Source organism: Variovorax sp. GW822-FHT04A09 (assembly GCF_058801005.1).
The window spans coordinates 245443-268079 of the sequence record NZ_JBXAMV010000004.1 but is presented as its reverse complement, the minus strand read 5'-3'; the positions used below and the strand labels follow the sequence as shown (position 1 = coordinate 268079).

The following is a 22637-nucleotide window of genomic DNA, read 5'->3' as shown; positions in this document are numbered from 1 at the left end:
GCTATAATGTCGGGTTCGTTTCGATACCACGACGAAGAATTTCGTCACCCCCGCCGGCCGATCTGCGTTGCCATCTGAATCCGGGATCCAGGATTCATCAGGCTTCTCGTTTCCAGCCCTCGGGCCACGCCGGCTTTCACAGTGTGTTGGAGCGCCAGACCGGGCGCCCATGAATGCCACCACTGCCTTCGTTCCTGTTGAAGCGAATCGCGCGTGCGGCGCGTCCGTTCTCACTAATTTTTCGGCATTGCGCGCCCCGCACCGGCACGCAGCGCCCCAGGCTTCATGGACACTTTCGCAACAGCATCGCGGTGGGCAGGTTTCTGCTTCCCGCACCGCAACGACAGATTCCTGGACGCCGGCTGACCCGCCGGCCGACTGAAACCAACACGCCCATCTTCATCTCCAACACACATCGAACGATTCAGAGGTAATCACACATGCCCAAGGAAGAACTGATCGAAATGAACGGCGCAGTGACCGAAGTCCTGCCCGACTCGCGCTACCGCGTCACGCTCGACAACGGCCACCAGCTGATCGCCTACAGCGGCGGCAAGATGCGCAAGCACCACATCCGCATCCTGGCCGGCGACAAGGTCTCGCTCGAGCTGTCGCCCTACGACCTGACCAAGGGCCGCATCACGTTCCGTCACCTGGAACGCCGCGGTCCCCCGCCGACCAACTCGGGCAACAACACGCCCCGCCGCTGAGCGACGCCCGGCCGGCCTTGCAGAGCGCCCTCCCGGAGGGGGCCCTGCAAGGCCTTTGTCTTTTCCGGGCCGTCACTTTTTCCCTCTCGCGTTTTCCTGTCTGTCTCCGGCTGCCGAACGATGAACTCCACCACCTCCCCAGCCGGCGGCCTCCAGGCCGAACCCCACGGCTTTGCCACGCTGGCGCTGTCGCCCCAGATGCTGGCCAACCTCACCCAGCTCGGCTACACGCAGATGACGGCCATCCAGGCCGCCGCGCTGCCGCCCGCCTTGCTGGGCAAGGACCTGATCGCCCAGGCCAAGACCGGCAGCGGCAAGACCGCCGCCTTCGCGCTGGCGCTGCTGTCCAACCTGAACCCGCGCCGCTTCGCCATCCAGGCGATGGTGCTGTGCCCCACGCGCGAGCTGGCCGACCAGGTCACGACCGAGATCCGCCGCCTGGCGCGCGCCGAAGAAAACATCAAGGTCGTCACGCTCTGCGGCGGCGTCGCGCTGCGCGGGCAGATCGCCAGCCTGGAGCACGGCGCGCACATCGTGGTGGGCACGCCGGGCCGCATCATGGACCACCTGGAGCGCGAGAACCTCGACCTCTCGGCGCTCAACACGCTGGTGCTCGACGAGGCCGACCGCATGCTCGACATGGGCTTCTTCGACGACATCGTGAAGGTGGCGCGCCAGTGCCCGAAGGAACGCCAGACGCTGCTGTTCTCGGCCACGTACCCCGAAGGCATCGCCAAGCTCGCGCAGCAGTTCATGAAGAACCCCGAGCAGATCACGGTGCAGGCCCAGCATGAAGGCAGCAAGATCCGCCAGCGCTGGTACCAGGTGAAAGACAGCGAGCGGCTGCACGCCGTGAGCCTGCTGCTGGACCATTTCCGTCCCGTGAGCACACTGGCCTTCTGCAACACCAAGCAGCAGTGCCGCGACCTCGTCGACGTGCTGCAGGCGCAGGGCTTCAGCGCGATGGCGCTGTTCGGCGAGCTGGAGCAGCGCGAGCGCGACCAGGTGCTGGTGCAGTTCGCCAACCGCAGCTGCTCGGTGCTGGTGGCCACCGACGTGGCGGCGCGCGGGCTGGACATCGCGCAGCTCGAAGCCGTGATCAACGTCGACGTGACGCCCGACTCCGAAATCCACATCCACCGCGTGGGCCGCACCGGCCGCGTGGGCCAGCAGGGCGGCTCGGAAGGCCTGGCGCTGAACCTGGCCAGCATGAACGAGATGGGCTTCGTAGGAAAGATCGAGCTGCTGCAGGGCCGCGAGTCCGAATGGCATCCATTGGCCGAGCTCACGCCCGCCAAGGGCGCACCGCTCACGCCGCCCATGGCCACGTTGCAGATCGTCGGCGGGCGCAAGGAAAAGATCCGCGCCGGCGACGTGCTGGGCGCGCTGACCGGCGACTGCGGCTACACCAAGGACCAGGTCGGCAAGATCAACGTCAACGAGTTTTCGACCTATGTCGCGGTGGACCGCGGCATTGCCGAAGAAGCCGCCCGCAAGCTCGGCAACGGCCGCGTGAAGGGCAAGAGCGTCAAGGTGCGCCTGCTGACACCGCAGTCCACCTGACATCCCTCCCATGCTCCTGTTTGGGCGCTTGGCAGACGAAATCTGCCGATGTGGCCTAATCGGGGGTCGAACATCTTTTTTATCCGAGCTTTCCATGCCCAAGAAAATCCGTACCGAAGCCGACCGTCTTGCCAGCCCGAAGCCGACGCCCATGCCCGGCTACACCGTGCCGCGCAACGGTGGCGGCCAGAAGATCAGCCTCGAGCGCGGCACCGCCACGCGCAGCAAGAAGAACCCGGGCAAGCGCCCGAGCAAGGGCGGCTGATCCAGCCCCCGCGGCTCTTTCTTCGGAGCCACGACGAACGCGCCCCCGGGCGCGTTTTGTCATTGGGGCCTGCCCTGCATCACGCGCTGCCATGTCCGACGACAACCAGATCTACATCCCGCCCTCGTTCTTCGCGGTCTACAGCGACGCGCGCCAGCGCCTGCGCGAGCCGATCGACGTGGTGCGCGCGCGCTACGAGATCTGCGAAGACCTCGCCGGCCACCTCGTGGGCCATGCGCAGATCCAGCACCACACCGAGGTGCCGGTCGAAAGCGAGATCCTGCGGCGCATCCACGCGGGGCTGGTGACGCCGGAATCGGGCGTGTCGGTGCCCGAGGCCGGCTGGATCGTGCAGCGGCTGGCCGAGCTGTTGGGGTGGGAAGCGCCCGAGATCGCCGAGCCGGCGGGCGACTAGCCTTCGCGCGCCTCACCGCGCCGCGAACCGCTCCAGCAGGAAGTCGACAAAGGCGCGCGTCTTCGCCGCCAGGTGACGCGACGGGTACACGGCGTACACCGGCGTGCGGTCGGCCTCCCAGTCGGCGAGCACGGCTTCGAGCCGGCCCGCCGCCAGCTCCTGTTCGACATAGATGCGCGGCACCAGGCTCAGGCCGAAGCCCGCGAGCAGGGCGTCGCGCACGGCGATGCTGGAGCTGACCTTGTAGCGCCCGTCGATGGGCACCGCCACGCTGCGCCCGGCGCGGCGGAAGGTCCACTTGTTCGCGTGGCCCGACAGCGTGAACTGCACGCACTCGTGGGCCTTCAGGTCTTCCGGCACGGCGGGCCGGCCGTGGGCCGCGAAGTAGCCGGGCGCACCGCACAGCACGTGGGTCATGGTCATGAGTTCGCGCGCGACCAGGCTCGAATCTTCCAGTCGGTCGCTGCCGCGGATCGCGAGGTCGTAGCCCTCGCCGATCAGGTCGGTGCGGGTGTCCTGCAGGTTCAGCTCGAGCCGCAGGTTCGGGTGGCGCGCCATGAAGGCGGGGATGTGCGGCGAGATGCAGGTCAGCGCGAAGGTCAGCGGCGCGCTCACGCGCAGCACGCCGCCCGGGCTCGCGCCCACGGGCGCCAGCGCAGCGTCGGCCTCGTCCAGGTCGTCGAGGATGCGCGCGAGCCGCTCCACGTAGGCCGCGCCGGCCTCGGTGAGGCTCATGCTGCGCGTGGTGCGGTTGATCAGCCGCACCTTCAGGTGCGCCTCCAGCTCGGCGATGTTCTTGCTGACGGCCGCGGCCGACAGCCCCAGCTGCCGCGCGGCGCCGGCGAAGCTGCCCGCCGCGGCGGTGGTGCGAAAGACCTTGAGGGCGGTGAGATGGTCCATGGGCCGTCGCTCGATTGACGACTGTCAGTAAAGAATCAATTCATTATTCGAGCATTCACAACCACAGGTCAACGCCCTAGATTCGAGCCATGACCTCCCGCACCACCGACCTCCTGCTCACCGCGATCGCGCCCGCGGTCTGGGGCAGCACCTACATCGTGACCACCGAGCTGCTGCCGGCGAACTACCCGCTGACGGTGGCGCTGCTGCGCGCGCTGCCGGCGGGCCTGCTGCTGATGCTGATCGTGCGCCAGCTGCCGCCCCGGGCGTGGTGGGGGCGCATCCTGCTGCTGGGCGCGCTGAACTTCTCGGTGCTGTGGGCGATGCTGTTCCTGGCCGCCTACCGGCTGCCGGGCGGCGTGGCGGCCACCATCACCTCGGTGCAGCCGCTGTTCGTGGTGTTCCTCGCCGGCCTGCTGCTGGGCGCGCCGGTGCGTGCGCTGTCGGTGGCGGCGGCCGTGATCGGCATGGGCGGGGTGGCGCTGCTGGTGCTCACGCCGAACGCCGCGCTCGACGCGCTGGGCATCGCCGCGGCGCTCGCGGCGGCTGTGTCGATGGCCTTCGGCACGGTGCTCAGCCGCCGCTGGCAGCCGCCGGTGTCGGCGCTGACTTTCACGGCCTGGCAGCTGACGGCCGGCGGCCTGCTGCTGCTGCCGGTGGCGCTGTGGCTGGAACCGCCGCTGCCCGCGCTCACGGCGATGAACTGGGTCGGCTTCGCCTGGCTCGGCCTGGTCGGCGCCGCGCTCACCTACATCGTGTGGTTCCGCGGCGTGGCCCGGCTGGAGCCCTCGGCGATCGCGCCGCTGGCCTTCCTGAGCCCGGTGACGGCCGTGATCCTGGGCTGGGCCTTGCTGGGCCAGAGCCTCTCGGGCTGGCAGATGGCGGGCATCGGCATCGTGATCGCGAGCATCTGGCTGAGCCAGCAGGCGCAGCGCGGTGCGCAGCCGGTGGCGGCGGTGCAGCCCGCATCGAGTCGCTGAGATTTCAGCCCACAGGGGCGGCGCGGCGCAGCAGCTGCAGGTAGCCAGGCTGCACTTCCATGCGCGCCGTCGCGCCCTGGCGCTGCAGCAGGCGGTGCGCCTTCGGCAGCGCCCAGCAGGGCAGGTTGGTGAACATGTGGTGCTCGCAGTGGTAGTTGACCCAGTAGGGCGCCACGAAGATGCGTTCGAGCCAGCCGGCGTGCGTGGTGCGCGCCTGGCGCAGCGGGTCGGCCTCGTTCTGCGCCACCAGCGCATGCTCGGCGATGTTGCGCACGCGGCTCACGAGCGGCAGCCAGCTCGCCATCGGCAGCAGCCACATCAGCACCCAGGCCCACCAGACACCGGCCAGCGTGAAGGCCAGCAGGCCCAGGCCGTTGCCGATGAGAAAACGCCTGTCCTTCGCGAGTTCGCGCACGAACACGCGCAGCGCCGATTCGCCCGGCGCGCGCTGGCGCAGGGCGTCGGCGATGTGGCCGAAGCGCTGCTTGTAGAAGGTCTGGCCGCTGAGGTCGCGCACGACCTTGCGCCACATCGAGTCGCGCGAGATCGGGAAGGGCGCCGACAGCACGAGGTCGGGGTCTTCGGTCTGCTGCACGAAGCGGTGGTGTTGCAGGTGATAGGGCCGGTAGTCGCGCAGCGTGGGCGAGCACAGCCAGTAGCCGACCCAGTCGTTGACCTTGCGGTTGCGGTGCAGCCCCGCGTGCGCGGCGTCGTGCATGAGGATGAACAGGCCCAGCTGGCGCGTGCCGACGATCGGCACCATGAGCGGAATGGTCCATGGCCACACGATGCCCACGATCATCGCGGCGCCGATCACGCCCCAGCAGTGCGCCACCAGCCACAGGCCCCGCCAGGACGAACGCGTGGTGAGCGATTGCCACTCGTCGGGGGTGAAGAAGTCTTCGGGTCGAGCGCGGGGTGCAGCGGCCATCGGGCCAGTATGCGGCGAAGGCGCCGGCAGATCACGCGTAGTTCCCCGGTGTGGGCGGGGGCAGGCGAGGCCCTTCGGCCTACTTGTCGATGATTTTCCGGGCGAAGACTTCGAGGTAGTCCATGAGCCGCTCGGCGCCCGCGATGGCCGCGGCCTCGTCGCCGGTGGCGATGCCCTGCGCCAGTTCGAGGTGCGCGTTCGCGCCTTCGACGATCTCGCCCTCGTGCTGGTAGGCGTACCAGAAGCGCCGGCACTGCACGATCAGCGGCACCACCGCCTTCACCGCCGAGTCGTTGTGGCTCGCCTGGTGGGTGACGAGGTCGAGCGCGCGGTCGGCCTGCATGTAGTCGTTCAGGTCGCCGCGGCCCGCGGCCTCGACCATGGCCTCGGCGCAGCGCACGATCGCCTGGCGCTGCGGCGCGGTGGCGCGGCGCGCGGCGCAGGCGGCGATCAGCTGCTCGAGCACGCGGCGGGTCTGGATCACGTCGAGGTGGTCGGCCAGGTCGATGGTCGACACCAGCAGGCCGCGGCGCGGCTGCTGCACGATGAGGCCGATCGACACCATGCGCATCAGCGCCTCGCGCACCGGCGTGCGGCCCAGGCCCGTGCGCTCGGCCAGCTCGGCCTCGACGATCTGGCTGCCGGGCTCCAGCTGCATGGTGGACAGCAGCGCCTCGATGGCGTCGTAGGCCAGGTCGGCCGCGCGGCGCTTGGGCGGGGGTCGGGGAGCGGTCTTCGGGGCGGCCATGGTGGGGGTGTGGATGTGCTCGTGCGTGTGCGGATGCGTGGGCGTCATTGTCGGGCGTCGCCGGGGGCTGCAAGCCCGGCCAGTGTCTCGATGCGCACCGGCACCAGCGGCGGGCGCGGCGCGGGCGGCGTCCAGCCGAACAGGAACTGCGCCGCGTCGCCGCAGACGCGCCCCTGGCAGGCGCCCATGCCGCAGCGGCGGTGCAGCTTGGCATCGGTCCAGCCGGTGCAGGCCGCGAGCGCGGCAAAGGGCACGTCCTCGCAGCGGCACACGAGCGTGTCGGGGCGGGGCAGGGCCTTGAGGTCGTCGGCCAGCGCGAAGCGGCGATGCAGCTGGGCGGCGAAAGCGTCCCAGCGGGCGCGCTCGCGGTCGTGGGTGCGGGCCTTCGCGGTCTCGCCGACGGCCGCGTGGCCGGCGATGGTGCCCTGCACCAACGCGCGCTCGCTGCCGCCGAAGCCGGTGCATTCGCCGGCCGCGTAGATGTCCGCGACGCTCGTGGCCTGCAGCGCATCGACCGCGAGCCCCGGCCCCGCGAGCGCGCAGCCGAGCAGCTGGCCCAGCTGCGTGTTGGGCGTGAGCCCGAAGCCGCAAGCGATGCGGTCGCAGGCCATCTCGACCTCGCGGCTGCCTTGGCGCAACCGCACCGATTCGACCTGCGCCGTGCCCTGTGCCGAGACGATGCGCGAAGCGGTGCGGTAGCGCGTATCGGCCAGCGTGAGCGCCTGCACGGCCTTGCCGGGCCAGCGCACGAGGCGGGCACCGAAAGCCGCGACCGAGGCGAACGAGGCCTGCTCGGCGATGCGCAGCACCTGCGCGCCCGCCGCCTTGGCCGTGGCGGCGGCGGCCAGCAGCAAGGGCCCGCTGCCGGCGATGACGATGCGTTCGCCCTCGACCGGCAGGCCGGCCTTGATCAGCGCCTGCAGCCCGCCCGCGCCCGTCACGCCGGGCAGCGTCCAGCCGGGGAAGGGCAGCAGCAGTTCGCGGGCGCCGGTGCACAGGATGAGCTTTGTCCATCGCATGCGTGTCGCGCCCTCGGCGTCTTCAAGCAGCAATTCATGCGAAGCAGGCGCGGCGACGACACGCGTGCCGCTGCGCACGCGGATGTTCGCGTGCCGTGCGAGCGCCTCGCGCCAGTGGCGTGCCTCCGGCGGCAGCGACGCGCCGGGACCGTCGCGCCAGATCTGTCCGCCGGGCACGGGGTTGTCGTCGATCACCACGACCGACGCGCCACTGGCCGCCGCCGCCACGGCCGCGGCCATGCCCGCGGGGCCCGCGCCGACGACCAGCACATCGCACGCGTCGATCGCCACGCCGCTCATGCCGTCGTCTCCACGCGCATGCCCTCGGCGCACACGGTCTGGCACGCGAGGCGGCGCCGCCCGTCGATCTGCACACGGCACTCCTGGCACACGCCCATGCCGCAGAACGGCGCGCGCGGCTGGCCCGTGACCGAAGTGCGCGCCGCGCCCATGCCGCCGGCAACGCGCAGCGCGGCGGCGACCGAGCTACCCGCCTTCACGCGCACGAGCTGTCCGTCGATGTGCAGCAAGGTGTGATCGCTCATGCCCTCTCCCGCAGGCCGCGCGGCGCATACGGCGCGGCGTCGAAATCGGGCGTCGCGCCGGTCATCAGCGCCGCGAGCACGTGCGCGCTGCCCGGCGCCGTGGTCACGCCCAGCCCTTCGTGCCCGACCGCGAGCCAGAGCTTCTCGCGCCACGGGTGCCTGCCCAGCAGCGGCAGGCCGTCGGGCGAGGCGGCGCGCAGGCCGGTCCACGCGCGCACGGCGTTCAGGCCGGCGAGCCCCGGCAGATAGTCGAGCGTGCGTTGCAGCATGCGCGCGAGCATCGGTGCCTCCACGGCCAGGTCGGTCGTGTCGAACTGGCGCGACGAGCCGACCAGCAGCTGCCCCGTGGGCCGCGGCTGCACGTTGAAGGCGACCGAGTCGCCGTCGCTGTGGTGCGCGCTGGTCACGTAGCCGAGCTCGACGAGCTGGTGGTGCACCGTGCCCGGGTAGCGGTCGGTGATGAGCAGGTGGCCCTTCTTCGGGCGGATCGGCAGCTCGGGGCACAGCGTCGTCGCCTCGATGCCGTTGGCGAGCACGACCTGCGGCGCGCGGCGACGGCTGCCGTCGGCCAGGCGCAGCGTGCCGTCGTGCTCGATGGCCTCGACCTTCGCGTGTTCGACCTGCACCAAGGCCGCGTGCTGCGCGAGCAGCCAGCGCGCCGCGTTCGGTGCATAGAGGATGCCGTCGCCCGGCACTTCGAGCGCGCCCGACAGGCCGGCGCGCAAGGCGGGCTCGGCGCGCGCGAGTTCGGCCGCGCCCAGCAGCCGGCTCTCGATGCCGAGCGCGCCCAGCCGCTGCTGCTTGCGCTCGGCCTCGGCCATCTCTTCGTCGTTCGCCGCGATCCAGAGCGTGCCGCAGGGGCTGAAGGCGCAGTCGGCGCCCAGGCGCGGCGCGAGCGCGCGCCATTGCGCGACCGAATGGCGGCTGAGTTCGAGCTCGGCCGCGTTGTCGTCCATCACCACGAGGTGGCCCATGCCCGCGCTGGTGGCACCGCCCAGGCGCGCGTCGAGCACGCACACGCGGCGCCCGGCCTGCGCCAGCGCATGGGCGCACGCCGCGCCGACGATGCCGGCGCCGATGACGATGACGTCCGCGTCCATGCGCCCCGGTGTCAGAGGCGGATGCCCCAGCCGAAGGGGTCTGTGTCGTCGATGAGCAGCGTGGCCTCGGCGCTGATGTGCGCGCGGCCGCGCAGCGTGGGAATGACCTGGTCGCCGTCCATCGCGTAGCTCGCCTCGAAGACGCTGCCGATCACGCTGGCCTGCCGCCACACCGCGCCCGGCGCGAGCTTGCCGTCGGCCGCGAGGCAGGCGATCTTGGCGCTGGTGCCGGTGCCGCAGGGCGAGCGGTCGTAGGCGTTGCCGGGGCACAGCACGAAGTTGCGGCTGTCGGCGCCTTCGTCGTCGTTCGCGAAGAGTTCGATGTGATCGATCTCCGCGCCGTCCGCGCCCGTGATGCCCTGCGCTGCGAGCGCGCGGCGCAATGCGGCGGTGTAGTCGGTCAGCGCCGCGAGGTTGTCGCTCGCCACGCGCTGGCCGTGTTCGCTCACGAGGAAGAACCAGTTGCCGCCCCACGCCACGTCGCCGCGCACCGTGCCGTGGCCCGGCAGCTCGACCGCCACCTGGTGCAGGTGCCGGTACGCGGGCACGTTGCGCACGCTCACCGAACCGTCTGCGTGCAGCGTGGTCGTGACCGTGCCCACAGGCGTCTCGATGCGGTGCTCGCCCACGCCGATGCGCCCCAGGTGCGCCAGGCTCGCGACCAGCCCGATGGTGCCGTGGCCGCACATGCCCAGGTAGCCGGCGTTGTTGAAGAAGACCACGCCGGCCGCCGCATCGGGCGACACCGGCTCGCACAGCAGCGCGCCGACCACGACGTCGCTGCCGCGCGGCTCGAGCACGGCGGCTGCGCGCCACTTGTCATATTGATCGGCCAGCAGCGTGCGGCGCTCGGCCATGGAGCCTTTCCCCAGATCGGGAAAGCCGCCGATCACAAGGCGCGTGGGCTCGCCGCCCGTGTGCGAGTCGATGACCTGGATGCGTTGCATGGGTGTGGGGCTCGCTCAGTAGCTGGCGATCGGCACGGGGGCCGCGTTCTTGAACGTGAAGACGGTGATGGGCGCCTGCTTCATGTTGCCCTTGTCGTCGTACGCGTAGGTGGCGGCCACGCCCTTGTAGGTGGCCTTGTAGAGCTCGGCGCCGACCTTGTCGGGGTCGATGGCGTTGGCCTTCTTCATCGATTCGCCGATGAACAGCACCTGGTCGTAGTACGAGGCGGCATACGCGTCGGGGTCGACGTTGAAGCGCTTCTTGAACTTCTCCTTGAAGGCCGGGCCGCTTTGCGCCTTCTCGAGCATGGAGCCGCCCTGTGCGCAGAACACCAGGTCGTTCACCGCGTCGCCGCCGATCTTGCCGGTGGCCGGGCTGCACACGGTGTCGCCGCCCAGCAGCTTGCCGGGCACGGCCAACTGCTTCATCTGGCGCGCCATGGGTGCGGCCTGCGGCGCATAACCGCCGAAGAAGATCGCCTCGGGCGCCTTGCCCTTCATGTTGGTCAGGATGGCGGTGAAGTCGACGGCCTTGTCGGTGGTGAACTCCTGGCCGACGATGGTGAGGCCCTGCTTCTTCGCCTCCTTGGTGAACTCTTCGGCGAGGCCCTGGCCGAAGGCCGTGCGGTCGTCGATCACACCGACCTTCTTCACCTTCAGTTCCTTGGCCGCGTACACGGCCATGGCGCCGCCGATCTGGTTGTCGCTGGCGATGATGCGGTACAGGTTCTTGTAGCCGCCCTGCGTGACCTTCGGGTTGGTGCCCACGGTGGAGACCAGCGTGCCGCCGTCGCTGTAGATGCGCGAGGCCGGAATGGCCACGCCCGAGCAGTACGGGCCCATGACGAACTTGACGCCGTCGTCGACGAACTTCTGCGCCACGCTGACGCCGGTCTTGGCGTCGCACTGGTCGTCTTCGGAGACCAGCTCGAACTTCAGCGTCTTGCCGCCGACGCTGAGCTTCTTCGCGTTGAGCTCCTCGATGGCCAGGCGGATGCCGTTTTCATTGTCCTTGCCCGCAAAGGCGTTGGGACCCGACAGCGGACCGCTGTGGCCGATCTTGACCACCTGCTCCTGTGCCTGCGCGGGACTGGCCACGGCCAGGGCGACCAGGCCCGCGAGACTGAGTGAGGAAACCATGCCTGCTTGTGACTTCATGCTTCTTCCTAGGGTTGGGAACAATGAAAAACGACAGGGCCCGAGTGCATGGGAGACCTGTCTCAGTTTAAATATATTAAGCACATATCTTGTGGATATCTGTGGGGCAAGCGCTCTTTCGGTCGCTGGGGTTCTGTGATATCTGTGAACGAACGGGCCGTTCGGGGCGCGATCCCGCCGACGGGGAGCCTTGCTCCGCGAATGTCCTCCGGCCTGCGGCCTCCCCCTTGATTTCGCTGCGCAAGGCACCCCATCGACGTGATCGGGTCAGTGCGGTGGTTGATCAGCGGAGAACCAGCAGCGTGTCCCGTGCCCGGGACACTGGGTGCGTCCCGCAGCGAAATCAAGGAGGAGGGGCGAAGCCCCGGGGGACATTCGCGGAGGGAAGTACCCGGTGGCCCGGGCACGCGCCCCAGACAACAACAAGAAGGTCAGTCGACCTTGGCCCCGGAAGCCTTCACCACCGCCCCCATCGCATCCCAGTCCGCACGCAGCAGCTTCTGGAAGGCCTCGGCACTCTGGCTGCGCGGCTCCACGCCCAGGCGCTTGAAGCGTTCCTGGATCGCCGGATCGGCCAGCACCTTGTTGGCCGCCGCGTTGATGCGCTCGACCTCGGCCTTCGGCGTGCCCGCCGGTGCCAGCAGGCCAATCCACGAATCGAAGGCGTAGCCCGGCAGGCCGCTCTCGCCCACCGTCGGCAGCTTCGGCAGGAAGGGGCTGCGCGCCTGGCCCGTGGAGGCCAGCAGCTTCACGCGTGCGTCGTCCTGGAAGCCCATCACGCCGATGCTCGACGAGATCACCGCCTGCACGCGGCCCGCCAGCACCTCGTTCACGGCCTCGCCGGTCGACTTGGTCGGGATGTGCGTCATCTGCAGCCCCGCCTTCGCGAGGAACGACGCCATCGCCAGGTGCGTGGCGCTGCCGTTGCCGGCCGAGGCGTAGTTGTACTTGCCGGGGTTGGCCTTGACCTCCTTGATGAAGTCGGCCGTGTTGGACACGTTCATGCCGCTGGCCACCGCCAGCACGTAGCCCGCATTGCCCACATTGGCCACGCCGACGAAGTCCTTCAGCGGGTCGTAGGGCAGCTTGCTGTACAGGAAGCCCGCGATGTTGTGGCTGGCCGCCGCCAGCACCAGCGTGTTGCCGTCGGCCGGCGCCTTGGCCGCCACCGCCGCGCCCACCGTGCCGCCCGCGCCCGCGCGGTTCTCGACGATGGCGCTGCCGCCGAGCGCGACGCCCAGCTCGTTGTTGAAGGCGCGCGCCACCGTGTCCTGCACGGCGCCCGTGCCGAAGGGCACGATGATGTGGATCACGCGCTGCTGCGCGTGCGCGGCACCGAGGCCGCCCAGGGCCACGGTGGCTGCAAGCGCAGCCAGCGAACGTCGGGTGAACAGGGAAAAAGTCATCGAGGTGGCCGCTTTCATCGTCAACAAAAAAGTTGTTTTTCAGGTGCCCGACGGCAGCCAGCGCTGCACCAGCTTCACGAAGTAGCTGGCACCGATCGGGATGATCTCGTCGTTGAAGTCGAACGAGGTGTTGTGGATGATGCAAGGGCCGGGCCCGTGGCCGTCCAGCCGGTGGTCGCCGTCGCCATTGCCGAGGAATGCATAGCAGCCGGGCCGTGCGAGCAGCATGTGGGCGAAGTCTTCGGCGCCCATCACGGCGGGGAAGTTGTCGGTGACCATGTCGTCGCCCACCACCTCGCGCATCACGCCGGCGGCAAAGCGTGCCTCGGCCGGGTGGTTCACCGTCGGCGGCGAGGAGCGGTTGAAGTACACCTCGGCCGTGCAGCCATGCGCCGCCGCCACGCCGGCCGCCACTTCGCGCAGCCGCGCCTCGAGCTTGTCGATGGCCTCGATGGAAAAGGTGCGGATCGTGCCGCCCACCGTCGCCACGTCGGGAATCACGTTCGGCGCATCCGAACCCTGCAGCTGCGTGACCGCCAGCAGTGCGCGCTCGGTGCTGGGAATGGTGCGCGCCACGATGGTCTGCAGCTGCTGCGCCAGCGTGACCACCGCGGCCACCGGATCGATGCCCGTGTGCGGCATCGAGGCGTGCGTGCCGCGCCCGCGCACGGTGATCTTGTAGGTGTTGCTCGATGCCATCAGCGCACCTTCGTTGAGCGCGAAGCGGCCGACATCGCCGACGGGAAAGTTGTGCAGCCCGAAGACCGCGTCGCACGGAAAGCGCTCGAACAGGCCCTCGTCGATCATCTTCTTGGCGCCGGCCTTGCCCATCTCCTCGGCGGGCTGGAAGATGAAATGCACGGTGCCGTCGAAATCATCCGGCCCTTGTTGCGACAGGTGCCAGGCGGCGGCCAGCAGCATCGTCGTGTGGCCGTCGTGGCCGCAGGCGTGCATGCGGCCGGGGTTCGTCGACTTGTGGGCGAACTCGTTGGCCTCGTGCAACGGCAGCGCGTCCATGTCGGCGCGCAGGCCGATGGTGCGGCTGCCCGTGCCCTTGCGCAGCACGCCGACGAGGCCGGTGCCCGCGATGCCGCGGTGCACCTCGATGCCCCATTCGGTGAGCAGGATCGCGACCTTCTCGGAGGTGCGGTGCTCCTCGAAACCGAGTTCGGGGTGCGCGTGGATGTCGCGCCGGATGTCGATGAAACGGGTGGCGTGGGCGGCGAAGGCGTCGACGAGATTCATGGCGGGCGGCTGCGGGATCGTTCGCGAAAAACAGAAGCGAACGATTCTGGCGCAGCCGCTCGCGCGGCGCATGCTGGCTTACGCGTGGTTCGTCGCTCAGGCGAGCCGGCCTTGTGCGCGCAGTGTGGCGCCGATGCGGCGGATCTCGGCCTCGCCCCGATCGAGCGTCGCGCGGCTCGTGTGCACCGAGTAATGGCCCATCACCAGCTCGTGCGGATGCGGCACCGCCGAGCCGAGCACGAAGGCCGTGTCGCCCTGCGCCACGACGTCGATGGCCGCACCGGATTCCTCGAACACCGCGAGCTCACCCGTGCCGATGGGTCCGCCGGTGCCGTCGCCCGCGTCGAGCCGACCCGTGTTCACCGCCACCCAGCCCACCGTGTGGCCGACGGGCGGCGTGTAGCGCCAGCGCTCGCCGTCCTTGAGCTGCACAGCCAGGTAGTTCATCGGCGAGGGCGCCGGAATGGGGCTCTGCGCCGCGCCGTAGCGCCCGAGCAGCACGCGTGCCGGGCCCTCCTGCGGCACCTGCGAGGGCGCGAGGTACACGCTCTGTGCGGGCGCGTTTTCTTCAGCGGCCGGCAGCGCCACCCAGAGCTGGAAGCCCTGCACTCGCGTCACGCCCGGCGCCGGTGCGCCCGTGTGCCACACGCCGTTGCCGGCGCGCATCCACTCGACGCCGCCGCCGCGCAGCACGCCCTGTTCGCCGGTCGTGTCCTCGTACAGCGTGTCGCCTTCGATGAGCCAGGTCAGCGTGGCGATGCCCGAGTGCGGGTGCAGGCCGAAGCCCTTGTGGCCGCCGTCGACATCGAAGCCGAACAGGTCGAGGAACACGAAGGGCTTGAGGTACTCGCCCAGGTCGCCGGGGCTCATGAGCCGCGTGATCGGCCCGTGCTTCGCGCCGCGCGTGCGGTAGACGATGGCGCGGGTGTCTGTTGCCACGGCGGTGGTCATGCGGCCTCCCGGGCGGTCTTCAGTGCGCGGGTCCACCACGCCATGTCGTCGAGCAGGCCCGTGGCCGACTGCGCCAGGTGCGGGAAATCGTCGAACGACTTGCCCTGCTGCCAGATGCCGAGGAACTCGACCATGCCGATGTGCACCGCGTGGCGCACCGGCGCCATCTGCATCTCGACCGCGACCAGCCGCAGCTGCTCCACCGCCCGCGCCGCGCCCACGCCGCCGTAGCCCACGAAGCCGATTGGCTTGCGGATGAACTCCTTGTAGGCCCAGTCGATCGCGTTCTTCAGCACCGCGCTCGGGCCGTGGTTGTACTCGGGCGTGACGATGATCAGCCCGTCGAACGTGGCCAGCTTGGCCTGCCAGCGCTGCGCGGCCTCGTTCTTCACCGGGCCCCAGGCGGGTGCGCCGGCTTCGTTGAAGAAGGGCAGCGGATGGTCGCGCAGGTCGACCAGCTCGAAGGCCAGGTCGGTGCGCTGCTTCGCGATCTCGTGGATCCAGTGCGCGGGCTTTTCGCCGAAGCGGCCTTCGCGGGTCGAGCCGATGACGATGCCGATGCGGGGTTGTTGTTGTGCGCTCATGGGGTGCGTGCTCCTGAATGAAATGGGGGTGGTCGAAGGCCGCAAGGCCATGGACCCAAGGTTAGGCACGCACGCATTGATCGACTAGACAGTAGAGTCGGATTGCACTCGTCCATCAATAGAAGGAATAGACCCCGCCATGCTCGACCTCAACGACATCGCCGTCTTCGTGCAGGTGGTGCGCCACGGCAGCTTCGCCGAGGCCGGCCGCCGGCTGGGCCTGCCGCCCAACACCGTGAGCCGGCGCATCCAGCAGTTGGAGGCGCAGCTCGGCACCCGGCTGCTGCAGCGCTCGACGCGCAAGCTCACGCTCACCGGCGCCGGGCAGGCGTTTCACGAACAGTGCGCCGAGGCGGTCGACGGGCTGGTCGAGGCCGGGCAGGCGCTCATCACCGGCAGCCAGGAACCCAGCGGCCGCGTGCGCGTGGCGGCCACGGCCGATTTCTTCGACTTCTTCCCCATGGCCTGGGTGGCCGACTTCCTGGCGGCGTACCCGCTGGTGCGCATCGAGTTCGTGCTCAACGACGCCAGGGCCGACCTGATCGCCGAGCAGATCGACATCGCCTTCCGCGGCGGCGCGCTGGCCGACTCGGGATACGTCGCCCGCCAGCTGCTCGGCCCGCGCACCGACGGCCTCGTCGCCAGCCCCGCCTACCTGGCCGCGCGCGGCACGCCCGCCGCGCTGGGAGACTTGGCCGACCACGACTGCGTGACCCCCGCCCACCCGAGCGGCCGCACCACCTGGCGCCTGACCGGGCCCGGCGGCAAGGAGGAAGAAGTGCAGGTCGGCGGCCGCTTCAGCGGCAACACCGCGCAGGCGCTGCGCAAGGCCGCCATCGCGGGCCTGGGCATCGCGCTGCTGCCGCCGGCCATGGGACGGCTCGACGTGGAGGCGGGGCGGCTGGTGCCGGTGCTGCCACAGTACCAGCGCACCGGGCACGGACTCAGCGTGGTCTACCCGAGCCGCAAGCACCTGCCGCGGGCGGTGTCGGCGTTCATCGGGATGGTGACGCAGAAGCTGCGGGAGGAGGAGGCGTTGCCGGATGTGTGGCGGGCGCGGATGACCTGACTTCAGCCACGGATCGATTTCCACAGAAAATGCCCGCCATGAAAATCGAAAAAGACACCGTCGTCACCCTCAAGTACAAAGTCGCCGACGCCCAGGGCAAGCTCATCGAAGCCAGCCCCGAGCCGATGGCCTACCTGCATGGCGGTTACGAAAACACCCTGCCCAAGATCGAGCAGGCGCTCGACGGCCAGGAAAAGGGCTACCAGACCACGCTGAACCTCGCCCCCGAAGACGCCTTCGGCCTGCGCGACGAGGCGCTGGTGCGCACCATCCCCAAGACCGAGTTCCCACCCGGCGTGAAGGTCGGCGGCCAGCTGCAGGGCCGGCTCGACGACGGCACCGAGCACGTCTTCACCGTGACCAAGATCAAGGGCCCGGTCGTGCTGCTCGACGGCAACCACCCCTGGGCCGGCAAGGCGCTGAAGTTCAGCCTGCAGGTGACGGACGTGCGCGCGGCGCTGCCGGTGGAGATCGAGCACCGGCATGTGCATGGGGCGCATGGCCACCATCACTGAGTGACAGGGTCGGTGACGAACGCCGAGGGCCGCGTGGCCCGGCGTTCGCTTCGCCAGTTGCTTCCTGGTTACTTCTTCTTCCAGAACCTCGGCGCCTCGCCGATTCTCTCCAGTGCCTCGCGGCACGCCGTCGCCCCCGCCGCGCGGCGCGCGCTGAACCAGCCGACCGCGAACCACGCACGCGGGTCGCGCACCGCGACCTCGCGGTACAGCGCGAGCGCCACGGCTTCGTCGTTGAACTCGCCCAGCGCGTCCTGCGCGGGGCGCAGGGCCTTCAGGTAGCGCTCGGCCGCGTCCTTCTTCTTTTTGCCGCCTTCCGCCTCGGCGAACAGCGGCGCCGCGAACTCCGCCAGGTAGCGCAGGCGCTTGAGCCGCTTGCGCGCGCGGTGCTGGTGTTCGGTGGCGAGCGATTCGAAACGCCGGCCGTCGCGCACGGCCTGTTTGTGCAGGCGCTGAAGCCGCTCGCGCAGCAGCTGAAGGGCCGCGTCGGCGGCGAGCGGTGCCGGGCCCGTCGACTCGGTTGCGGCAGCGGTGAAGCCGATCAGCGACACGAGCACGTCCTGGAACGCGGCGGCGCGCACGATGTCGCCGGGTGTCAGCGCCGGCGCGGCAGCCGCATCGCTGGCATCGCCCGCCAGCGGATCGACCTCCGGCGCGCCCGCCTCACGCAGCCGTGGCTGCGCGAGCTTCACGACCTGTTCACGGTCGCGCAGTTCGCCGAGCGCGCGGAAGGCGTCGACCAGCGGCGGCTCCCAGCCGGCGGCGTCGAAACGGCTGGTGTCGGCATCGAGCCCCGCCAGTTCGCGCAGCGCGGAGCGCAGGCGGCGGATGCCGATGCGCAGCTGGTGGATCTGTTCTTCGTCGGTGCTGCCCGCGGCGATCTCGCTGGCGTTGGGCAGCATCTGGTCCAGGCACGACGCGACCACGGCCTGCTGGAGGGCGCGGCCGTCGCGGCTGTGAGCGGAAAAGCGCGGCGCCTCGGCCTTCACGGCGGGCACCGTCTCCTGCTCGGCCAGCAGGCGCATGCCGCGCTCGGCCTTCGAGACGGTGCTGAACCACAGGCCGTGCTGCTGCGACCAGCGCCGCGCGAGCGCCACGAGCCCCTGCACGTCGCCGCTCTTGAGCTCGAGCTCCAGCTCGCACACGGGCGAGGCGCGCTGCGCGGGCGTGCCCGCGTGCGCGACGACCTTGCCGACGTCCAGCGCCATCTCCACCACGGCGCCGGCCGGGCCGCTCACGCGCAGGTCGCGCGTGAGCCGCACGATGTCGGTCGACTGGCGCTCGACCAACGGCACCGCGCTGCCATCGGCCGCTTGCAGCAGGCGGGCCAGCCGCTCGCCGACGGGCGTGCCGGCATGGCGTGCGGGGTCGATGGCGGGCGTGGCGGCGCCGGTGCCCAGGTCAACGTTGTGCTCGAGCCGGTGCAGCGCGTTGTCGCCGGCGGCCTTGACGGTCTGCACCCAGCGCCGGCCCTCCTTGCGCAGCCGCAGCACCATGCCGTCGGCCACGAGGCGCTGGTCGGCGGTGTCGAAATAGCGGGCCTGCAGGCGCGTGCGCACGACGGCGCCGCGCCGCAATGCGGCTTCGACGGCCTTCAGGCGGCCGGCGGGAATGCAGAACTTGAACTCGATTTCCATGGTGTTCATGATGCCCGCTCTTTTTTCCCCTCAACGAGGTGGTGCCGGCCGATTTCCGGTGCTTCGAAAAATCATGTGGACGCCGTCCATTTTCTTTGATATCTTTTGTGGACGGCGTACACAAAGACGCCGGCACACACCCGATCCACCCTTCATCGACACAGGAACCTCACCATGGCCACCAAGCAGATCTTCGTGAACCTTCCCGTCCGGAACCTCGACAAGAGCAAGGCCTTCTTCGGCGCGCTGGGCTACACCTTCAACCCGCAGTTCACCGACGCGAACGCCGCCTGCATGGTCATCCACGAAGGCAGCATCCACGCGATGCTGCTGATGGAGGACTACTTCAAGACCTTCACGAACCAGGGCATCGCCGACGCCCGCAAGGAGAACGAGGTGCTGGTGTGCCTGTCGTGCGAGAGCCGCGCCGAGGTCGACGACCTGGTCGCCAAGGCGGTGGCCGCCGGCGGCACGACGCCGCGCGAGCCGAAGGACTACGGCTTCATGTACGGCCACGGCTTCCAGGACCTGGACGGCCACATCTGGGAACTGGTCTACATGGACCCGAACGCCGAGATGCCCTCGCAGTGAACGTGGGGGCCGGACGATGCCCATCGTTCCATATGCGCTCTTGATCGTTGCGCGGAAGGCACCTACCGAAAGGCGGCGCCGCCCCGATATTCCTGATTCCGGCGCGGCCCGCATGGCGGCCGTGCCTGCCTCACCCAGGAGTCCCGACATGTCCGACAGCAACGACAACAGCAAGAGCAACCGCCCGTCTCCCATCGTCCAGGTCCAGCCACTCGGCTTCCCGTGGCAGACGCTGGACCCCTTCCTGTTCTGCGTCTACCACGACGACGCGTACCCGAAGGGCAACGGCCGCATGGGCCCCGAGGCCTCGCTGGCCGGCCGCCAGATCGGCCAGGACTTCAGCCGCAAGGACGGCTGGAGCATGTACCACGGCGAGACGGTGCCGGGCTTTCCCTCGCACCCGCACCGCGGCTTCGAGACGGTGACCATCGTGCGCAAGGGCCTGGTCGACCATTCCGACTCGCTGGGCGCCACGGCGCGCTTCGGTGGCGGCGACGTGCAGTGGCTCACGGCCGGCAAGGGCATCGTGCATTCGGAGATGTTCCCGCTGCTGGACGCCGGCGCGCCCAATCCGCTGGAGCTGTTCCAGATCTGGCTCAACCTGCCGGCCAGGAACAAGATGGCCGAGCCGCACTTCACGATGTTCTGGTCGGAGGCGATTCCGCGCTTCGCCTCGGACGACGCGCAGGGCGGCCGCACCGAGGTGGCGGTGATCGCCGGGCGCTTCGGCCGCGATGACGCACAAGCCCAGGCGGCCATCGACCCACTCGCGCCGCCGCCCGATTCATGGGCCGCGCAGGCGGGCGCCGACCTGGCCATCTGGACGCTGCGCATGACGCCCGGCGCGCGCTGGACGCTGCCGCCCGCCGCCGGCGAGGGCACGCGGCGCATGCTGTATTTCTTCAAGGGCGCCACCGCGCAGGTGGCGGGGCGGCGCGTGGCCGGACCGGCGGCCATCGAGCTGCGCGCCGACGCGGCCGTGGAACTGTGCAACGGCCCCGAGGGCGACGGCGAGTTCCTGCTGCTGCAGGGCCGACCGATCGGCGAGCCGGTGGCGCAGTACGGCCCGTTCGTGATGAACACGCAGGCCGAGATCGCCCAGACGATGGCCGACTACCGCCGCACCCAGTTCGGCGGCTGGCCCTGGGCCGACCCGGCGCCGGTGCATGGCGCCGAGGCCGCGCGCTTTGCGCGGCACCCGGACGGGCGCGAGGAAGTGCCGGGGGCCTGACCGGCTTCCGAGGCTGCGCGGTTCTCAGTAGCCGCGCAGCACCTCGACGCTCAGCGCGGTCATGCTCGGGATGAACTCGATCACGTCGGTGCGCGCGACGCCGCCCTGCACGAAGGGGTCGCGCGCCAGCACCGCCTCTAGCCCCTCGCGGTCGCCCGAGCGCGCGAGGATCACGCCGCCCTTGCGCGGCACCTGGCGCCCCGAGGCCACGAACAGGCCGCTGGCGTAGTGCTTCTTGAGCCAGGTGACATGCGCATCCATCAGAGCGTCGAGTTCCTCGAGCGGACGGATGTAGGTCAGGGTGACGATGAACATGGCAAAGGCAGGTCGATGCGGAAGATGACCCGATCCTATGACCTCGCCACGACCGTGGCGGGGCGAGAGTGTGTCTCGCGGGTAACTGTCGCATGCGGCATGCATGCCGGCCTTGTCGCCCACCGGACCTGCGCACCGGCGTGCGATCTCGTAGATTCGGCCGTTGCATTCCTCAGTTCATGTCACTTCACCGGAGACCCTGTTCCATGATCCAAGTCGTTGCCGTCATCACCGCCAAGCCCGGCCAGCGCGCCCTTCTGCTCGAAGCCTTCAAGGCCAACCGCGCCGCCGTGCTCGCCGAAGAGGGCTGCATCGAATACGCGGCCACGATCGACGCGCAGGGCATTCCGCCGTCGAAGGCCAGCTTCGGGCCCGACACCTTCGTGGTGATCGAGAAGTGGGCCTCGCTGCCGGCCCTGCAGGCGCACGCGGTCGCGCCGCACATGGCGGCCTTCAGCGCCCAGACCAGGGAGCTCACCGAGAGCAAGCGCATCCACGTGCTCGAACCGATCTGAGTCTTTCGCGCCGCCTTCGCGCGCGGCGCGATGCCTGCTACCCTCGCGCCGGGGAGAAGAAGACATCTCGGACGAGGGGGTTCAAGACATGGCGATCGTCTCCAGACCGCAGGGTCTGCGCTGGCGCACCGGCGCGCTCCTGCTGGCCGCACTGGCCACCGGCTGCGCACAGCTCGGCGCACCGCCCTATGCCGCCGACTACGAGGCGCTCGACCGGCTCGAGGCCCACAACCCCGGCAAGGTCGCGGTGGCCAAGGTGCAGCCGACCGACCCCAACGACAGGATCAACACGCTGGGCCTGCGCCGCGCCAGGCTGGTGTCGCCCAGCGGCACCTTCGCCCAGTACCTCGAAGACGCGCTGATGCGCGACCTGGGCGAAATTTCGGTCTACGACCCCAAGGCGCCGACGCGCATCGCGGCGCGCATCCTCGTCAACGAGCTCGACCTGGGCGTGATCAACGGCTCGGGCCGCATGGACGTCGAAGTCACCGTCACGCGCAACGCCGCGCAGACGCTGCGCAAGACCTACCGCGGCGAGATCGCCTTCGATTCGAGCTACGCCAACATCGTGGCCGTGCCCGCCGGACAGGCCGCGTACCCGCGGCTGGTGCGGGCGCTGCTGCGGCAGGTGTATGCCGATCCGCAATTCGTCGCGGCCATCGCGCCGCCTGCGCAGTAAGGCCGGGAACGCACCATGACGCTTCTTTCTTCCCTGACGCCCCGGCTGGCCGCCGCACTGGCAACCGCCGTGCTGCTGGCGGGCTGCGCCCACCCGATCACGATGATCACCGAGACCGCACCGCCCCGGTCGGCCGCCCACCTCATCCCCAAGAAGGTGGCCTACGTGATGACCGACGCGCAGCGCGATCTGCAGGTGACCACCGCCGGCGGCAGCGGCGACCGCGTGAGCTACTACCCGTACCGCGACCTCGAAAAATCGATCCGCGACGCGCTGCGCGCGGTCTACCGCAACGTGGTCGTGCTGCGCACCGCCGGCGATGCCAAGGCCAACGAGGCAGCGGGCGTGTCGCTGGTGTTCACGCCGCAGATCAAGACCGATTCGAGCTCGTCCTCATGGATCACCTGGCCGCCCACCGCCTTCACGGCCGAGGTGGCCTGCGTGGTGACCGACACCGCAGGCGCCGAAGTCACGCGCGTGCGCGCGGTCGGCAACGGCACGGCGGAGTTCGGCGAGTTCAACGGCGACTACGGGCTGGCCGCACGGCGCGCGGCCACGCGGATGACGGCGCAGCTCAGCAGCGAGATTCGGCGCAACGAGAAGCTGCGCTGAGCCGTT

26 protein-coding genes are annotated in these 22637 nt (G+C 69.9%); 12 read left to right on the top strand and 14 right to left on the bottom strand.

The genetic code is table 11. The annotated features are described in order from the left end of the window. Positions 1-440 precede the first annotated feature (440 nt). From infA to AC1RLW_RS21340, 4 genes are all read left to right on the top strand, one after another. A complete protein-coding gene (infA, locus tag AC1RLW_RS21355) occupies positions 441-710 on the top strand; it encodes a translation initiation factor IF-1 (RefSeq protein ID WP_062482563.1) in 270 nt (89 codons plus the stop codon). A gap of 120 nt (positions 711-830) precedes the next feature. After that, a complete protein-coding gene (dbpA, locus tag AC1RLW_RS21350) occupies positions 831-2273 on the top strand; it encodes an ATP-dependent RNA helicase DbpA (RefSeq protein WP_070063311.1) in 1443 nt (480 codons plus the stop codon). Between the two features lie 94 nt (positions 2274-2367). Next, positions 2368-2538 (top strand): hypothetical protein, encoded by a 171-nt coding sequence (locus AC1RLW_RS21345; protein WP_167395080.1) that lies wholly within the window; start codon positions 2368-2370, stop codon positions 2536-2538. A 91-nt stretch (positions 2539-2629) separates the two neighbouring features. After that, positions 2630-2953 carry a hypothetical protein gene (locus tag AC1RLW_RS21340; protein ID WP_493194950.1) on the top strand — a complete coding sequence of 108 codons (324 nt, stop codon included), beginning with the start codon at positions 2630-2632 and terminating at the stop codon, positions 2951-2953. A 12-nt stretch (positions 2954-2965) separates the two neighbouring features. Here the strand turns inward: AC1RLW_RS21340 and AC1RLW_RS21335 are convergent, their stop codons facing one another. Continuing rightward, positions 2966-3853 carry a LysR family transcriptional regulator gene (locus AC1RLW_RS21335; protein WP_493194948.1) on the bottom strand — a complete coding sequence of 296 codons (888 nt, stop codon included), beginning with the start codon at positions 3851-3853 and terminating at the stop codon, positions 2966-2968. An 89-nt stretch (positions 3854-3942) separates the two neighbouring features. On the opposite strand from AC1RLW_RS21335, the gene AC1RLW_RS21330 reads away from it, so the two are divergent. Continuing rightward, on the top strand, positions 3943-4833 hold the full coding sequence (locus AC1RLW_RS21330; RefSeq protein WP_493194947.1) for an EamA family transporter: 891 nt from the start codon (positions 3943-3945) through the stop codon (positions 4831-4833). Positions 4834-4837: 4 nt separating this feature from the next. Here the strand turns inward: AC1RLW_RS21330 and AC1RLW_RS21325 are convergent, their stop codons facing one another. The 11 genes from AC1RLW_RS21325 to AC1RLW_RS21275 form a co-directional block, all read right to left on the bottom strand. After that, complete coding sequence (locus AC1RLW_RS21325; protein ID WP_493194945.1) at positions 4838-5764, bottom strand: fatty acid desaturase family protein; 927 nt, start codon at positions 5762-5764, stop codon at positions 4838-4840. Between the two features lie 79 nt (positions 5765-5843). After that, positions 5844-6560, bottom strand: a complete 717-nt coding sequence (locus AC1RLW_RS21320) for a GntR family transcriptional regulator (RefSeq protein WP_493194943.1) — start codon at positions 6558-6560, stop codon at positions 5844-5846. Beyond that, positions 6557-7831: an FAD-dependent oxidoreductase gene (locus tag AC1RLW_RS21315; RefSeq protein WP_493194942.1), complete on the bottom strand. Its 1275-nt coding sequence runs from the start codon at positions 7829-7831 to the stop codon at positions 6557-6559. The genes AC1RLW_RS21320 and AC1RLW_RS21315 overlap by 4 nt, the downstream gene beginning before the upstream one ends. Beyond that, positions 7828-8076 carry a (2Fe-2S)-binding protein gene (locus AC1RLW_RS21310; protein ID WP_493194941.1) on the bottom strand — a complete coding sequence of 83 codons (249 nt, stop codon included), beginning with the start codon at positions 8074-8076 and terminating at the stop codon, positions 7828-7830. Before AC1RLW_RS21310 ends, AC1RLW_RS21315 begins: the two co-directional genes overlap by 4 nt. Continuing rightward, complete coding sequence (locus AC1RLW_RS21305) at positions 8073-9176, bottom strand: NAD(P)/FAD-dependent oxidoreductase (protein ID WP_493194940.1); 1104 nt, start codon at positions 9174-9176, stop codon at positions 8073-8075. Before AC1RLW_RS21305 ends, AC1RLW_RS21310 begins: the two co-directional genes overlap by 4 nt. 11 nt (positions 9177-9187) lie before the next feature. Then, complete coding sequence (locus tag AC1RLW_RS21300) at positions 9188-10123, bottom strand: 4-hydroxyproline epimerase (RefSeq protein ID WP_493194939.1); 936 nt, start codon at positions 10121-10123, stop codon at positions 9188-9190. Positions 10124-10138: 15 nt separating this feature from the next. After that, complete coding sequence (locus AC1RLW_RS21295; RefSeq protein ID WP_095948363.1) at positions 10139-11281, bottom strand: branched-chain amino acid ABC transporter substrate-binding protein; 1143 nt, start codon at positions 11279-11281, stop codon at positions 10139-10141. Between the two features lie 431 nt (positions 11282-11712). Beyond that, positions 11713-12687: a tripartite tricarboxylate transporter substrate-binding protein gene (locus tag AC1RLW_RS21290; protein WP_493194937.1), complete on the bottom strand. Its 975-nt coding sequence runs from the start codon at positions 12685-12687 to the stop codon at positions 11713-11715. A 39-nt stretch (positions 12688-12726) separates the two neighbouring features. Further along, positions 12727-13932: a M20 aminoacylase family protein gene (locus tag AC1RLW_RS21285; protein WP_493194936.1), complete on the bottom strand. Its 1206-nt coding sequence runs from the start codon at positions 13930-13932 to the stop codon at positions 12727-12729. Between the two features lie 96 nt (positions 13933-14028). Then, positions 14029-14883, bottom strand: a complete 855-nt coding sequence (locus AC1RLW_RS21280; RefSeq protein ID WP_493194934.1) for a pirin family protein — start codon at positions 14881-14883, stop codon at positions 14029-14031. Continuing rightward, the gene (locus AC1RLW_RS21275; protein WP_493194932.1) at positions 14880-15467 is read right to left on the bottom strand and encodes an NADPH-dependent FMN reductase; all 588 of its coding nucleotides are present in this window, start codon (positions 15465-15467) and stop codon (positions 14880-14882) included. The genes AC1RLW_RS21280 and AC1RLW_RS21275 overlap by 4 nt, the downstream gene beginning before the upstream one ends. 139 nt (positions 15468-15606) lie before the next feature. On the opposite strand from AC1RLW_RS21275, the gene AC1RLW_RS21270 reads away from it, so the two are divergent. Beyond that, positions 15607-16536 (top strand): LysR family transcriptional regulator, encoded by a 930-nt coding sequence (locus AC1RLW_RS21270; RefSeq protein WP_493194931.1) that lies wholly within the window; start codon positions 15607-15609, stop codon positions 16534-16536. 38 nt (positions 16537-16574) lie between these two features. After that, positions 16575-17051: an FKBP-type peptidyl-prolyl cis-trans isomerase gene (locus tag AC1RLW_RS21265; RefSeq protein ID WP_062473516.1), complete on the top strand. Its 477-nt coding sequence runs from the start codon at positions 16575-16577 to the stop codon at positions 17049-17051. A gap of 68 nt (positions 17052-17119) precedes the next feature. Here AC1RLW_RS21265 and AC1RLW_RS21260 read toward each other — a convergent pair whose 3' ends face one another. Then, positions 17120-18697, bottom strand: coding sequence for a CYTH and CHAD domain-containing protein (locus tag AC1RLW_RS21260; RefSeq protein ID WP_493194929.1), 1578 nt, complete (start codon positions 18695-18697; stop codon positions 17120-17122). A gap of 165 nt (positions 18698-18862) precedes the next feature. Between AC1RLW_RS21260 and AC1RLW_RS21255 the strand changes: the two genes are divergently transcribed. Both AC1RLW_RS21255 and AC1RLW_RS21250 read left to right on the top strand, forming a co-directional pair. Next, on the top strand, positions 18863-19279 hold the full coding sequence (locus AC1RLW_RS21255; protein ID WP_095747343.1) for a VOC family protein: 417 nt from the start codon (positions 18863-18865) through the stop codon (positions 19277-19279). A gap of 148 nt (positions 19280-19427) precedes the next feature. Continuing rightward, positions 19428-20510: a pirin family protein gene (locus AC1RLW_RS21250; protein WP_493194927.1), complete on the top strand. Its 1083-nt coding sequence runs from the start codon at positions 19428-19430 to the stop codon at positions 20508-20510. A gap of 24 nt (positions 20511-20534) precedes the next feature. Here the strand turns inward: AC1RLW_RS21250 and AC1RLW_RS21245 are convergent, their stop codons facing one another. Continuing rightward, positions 20535-20825, bottom strand: coding sequence for a YciI family protein (locus AC1RLW_RS21245; protein ID WP_062473524.1), 291 nt, complete (start codon positions 20823-20825; stop codon positions 20535-20537). 206 nt (positions 20826-21031) lie between these two features. Here AC1RLW_RS21245 and AC1RLW_RS21240 point away from each other — a divergent pair, with 206 nt between their 5' ends. From AC1RLW_RS21240 to AC1RLW_RS21230, 3 genes are all read left to right on the top strand, one after another. Continuing rightward, complete coding sequence (locus tag AC1RLW_RS21240; protein WP_062473527.1) at positions 21032-21340, top strand: putative quinol monooxygenase; 309 nt, start codon at positions 21032-21034, stop codon at positions 21338-21340. Positions 21341-21428: 88 nt separating this feature from the next. Continuing rightward, positions 21429-22019, top strand: a complete 591-nt coding sequence (locus AC1RLW_RS21235; protein ID WP_493194924.1) for a hypothetical protein — start codon at positions 21429-21431, stop codon at positions 22017-22019. A 15-nt stretch (positions 22020-22034) separates the two neighbouring features. Further along, positions 22035-22631, top strand: coding sequence for a hypothetical protein (locus AC1RLW_RS21230; protein ID WP_493194923.1), 597 nt, complete (start codon positions 22035-22037; stop codon positions 22629-22631). Positions 22632-22637 lie beyond the last annotated feature (6 nt).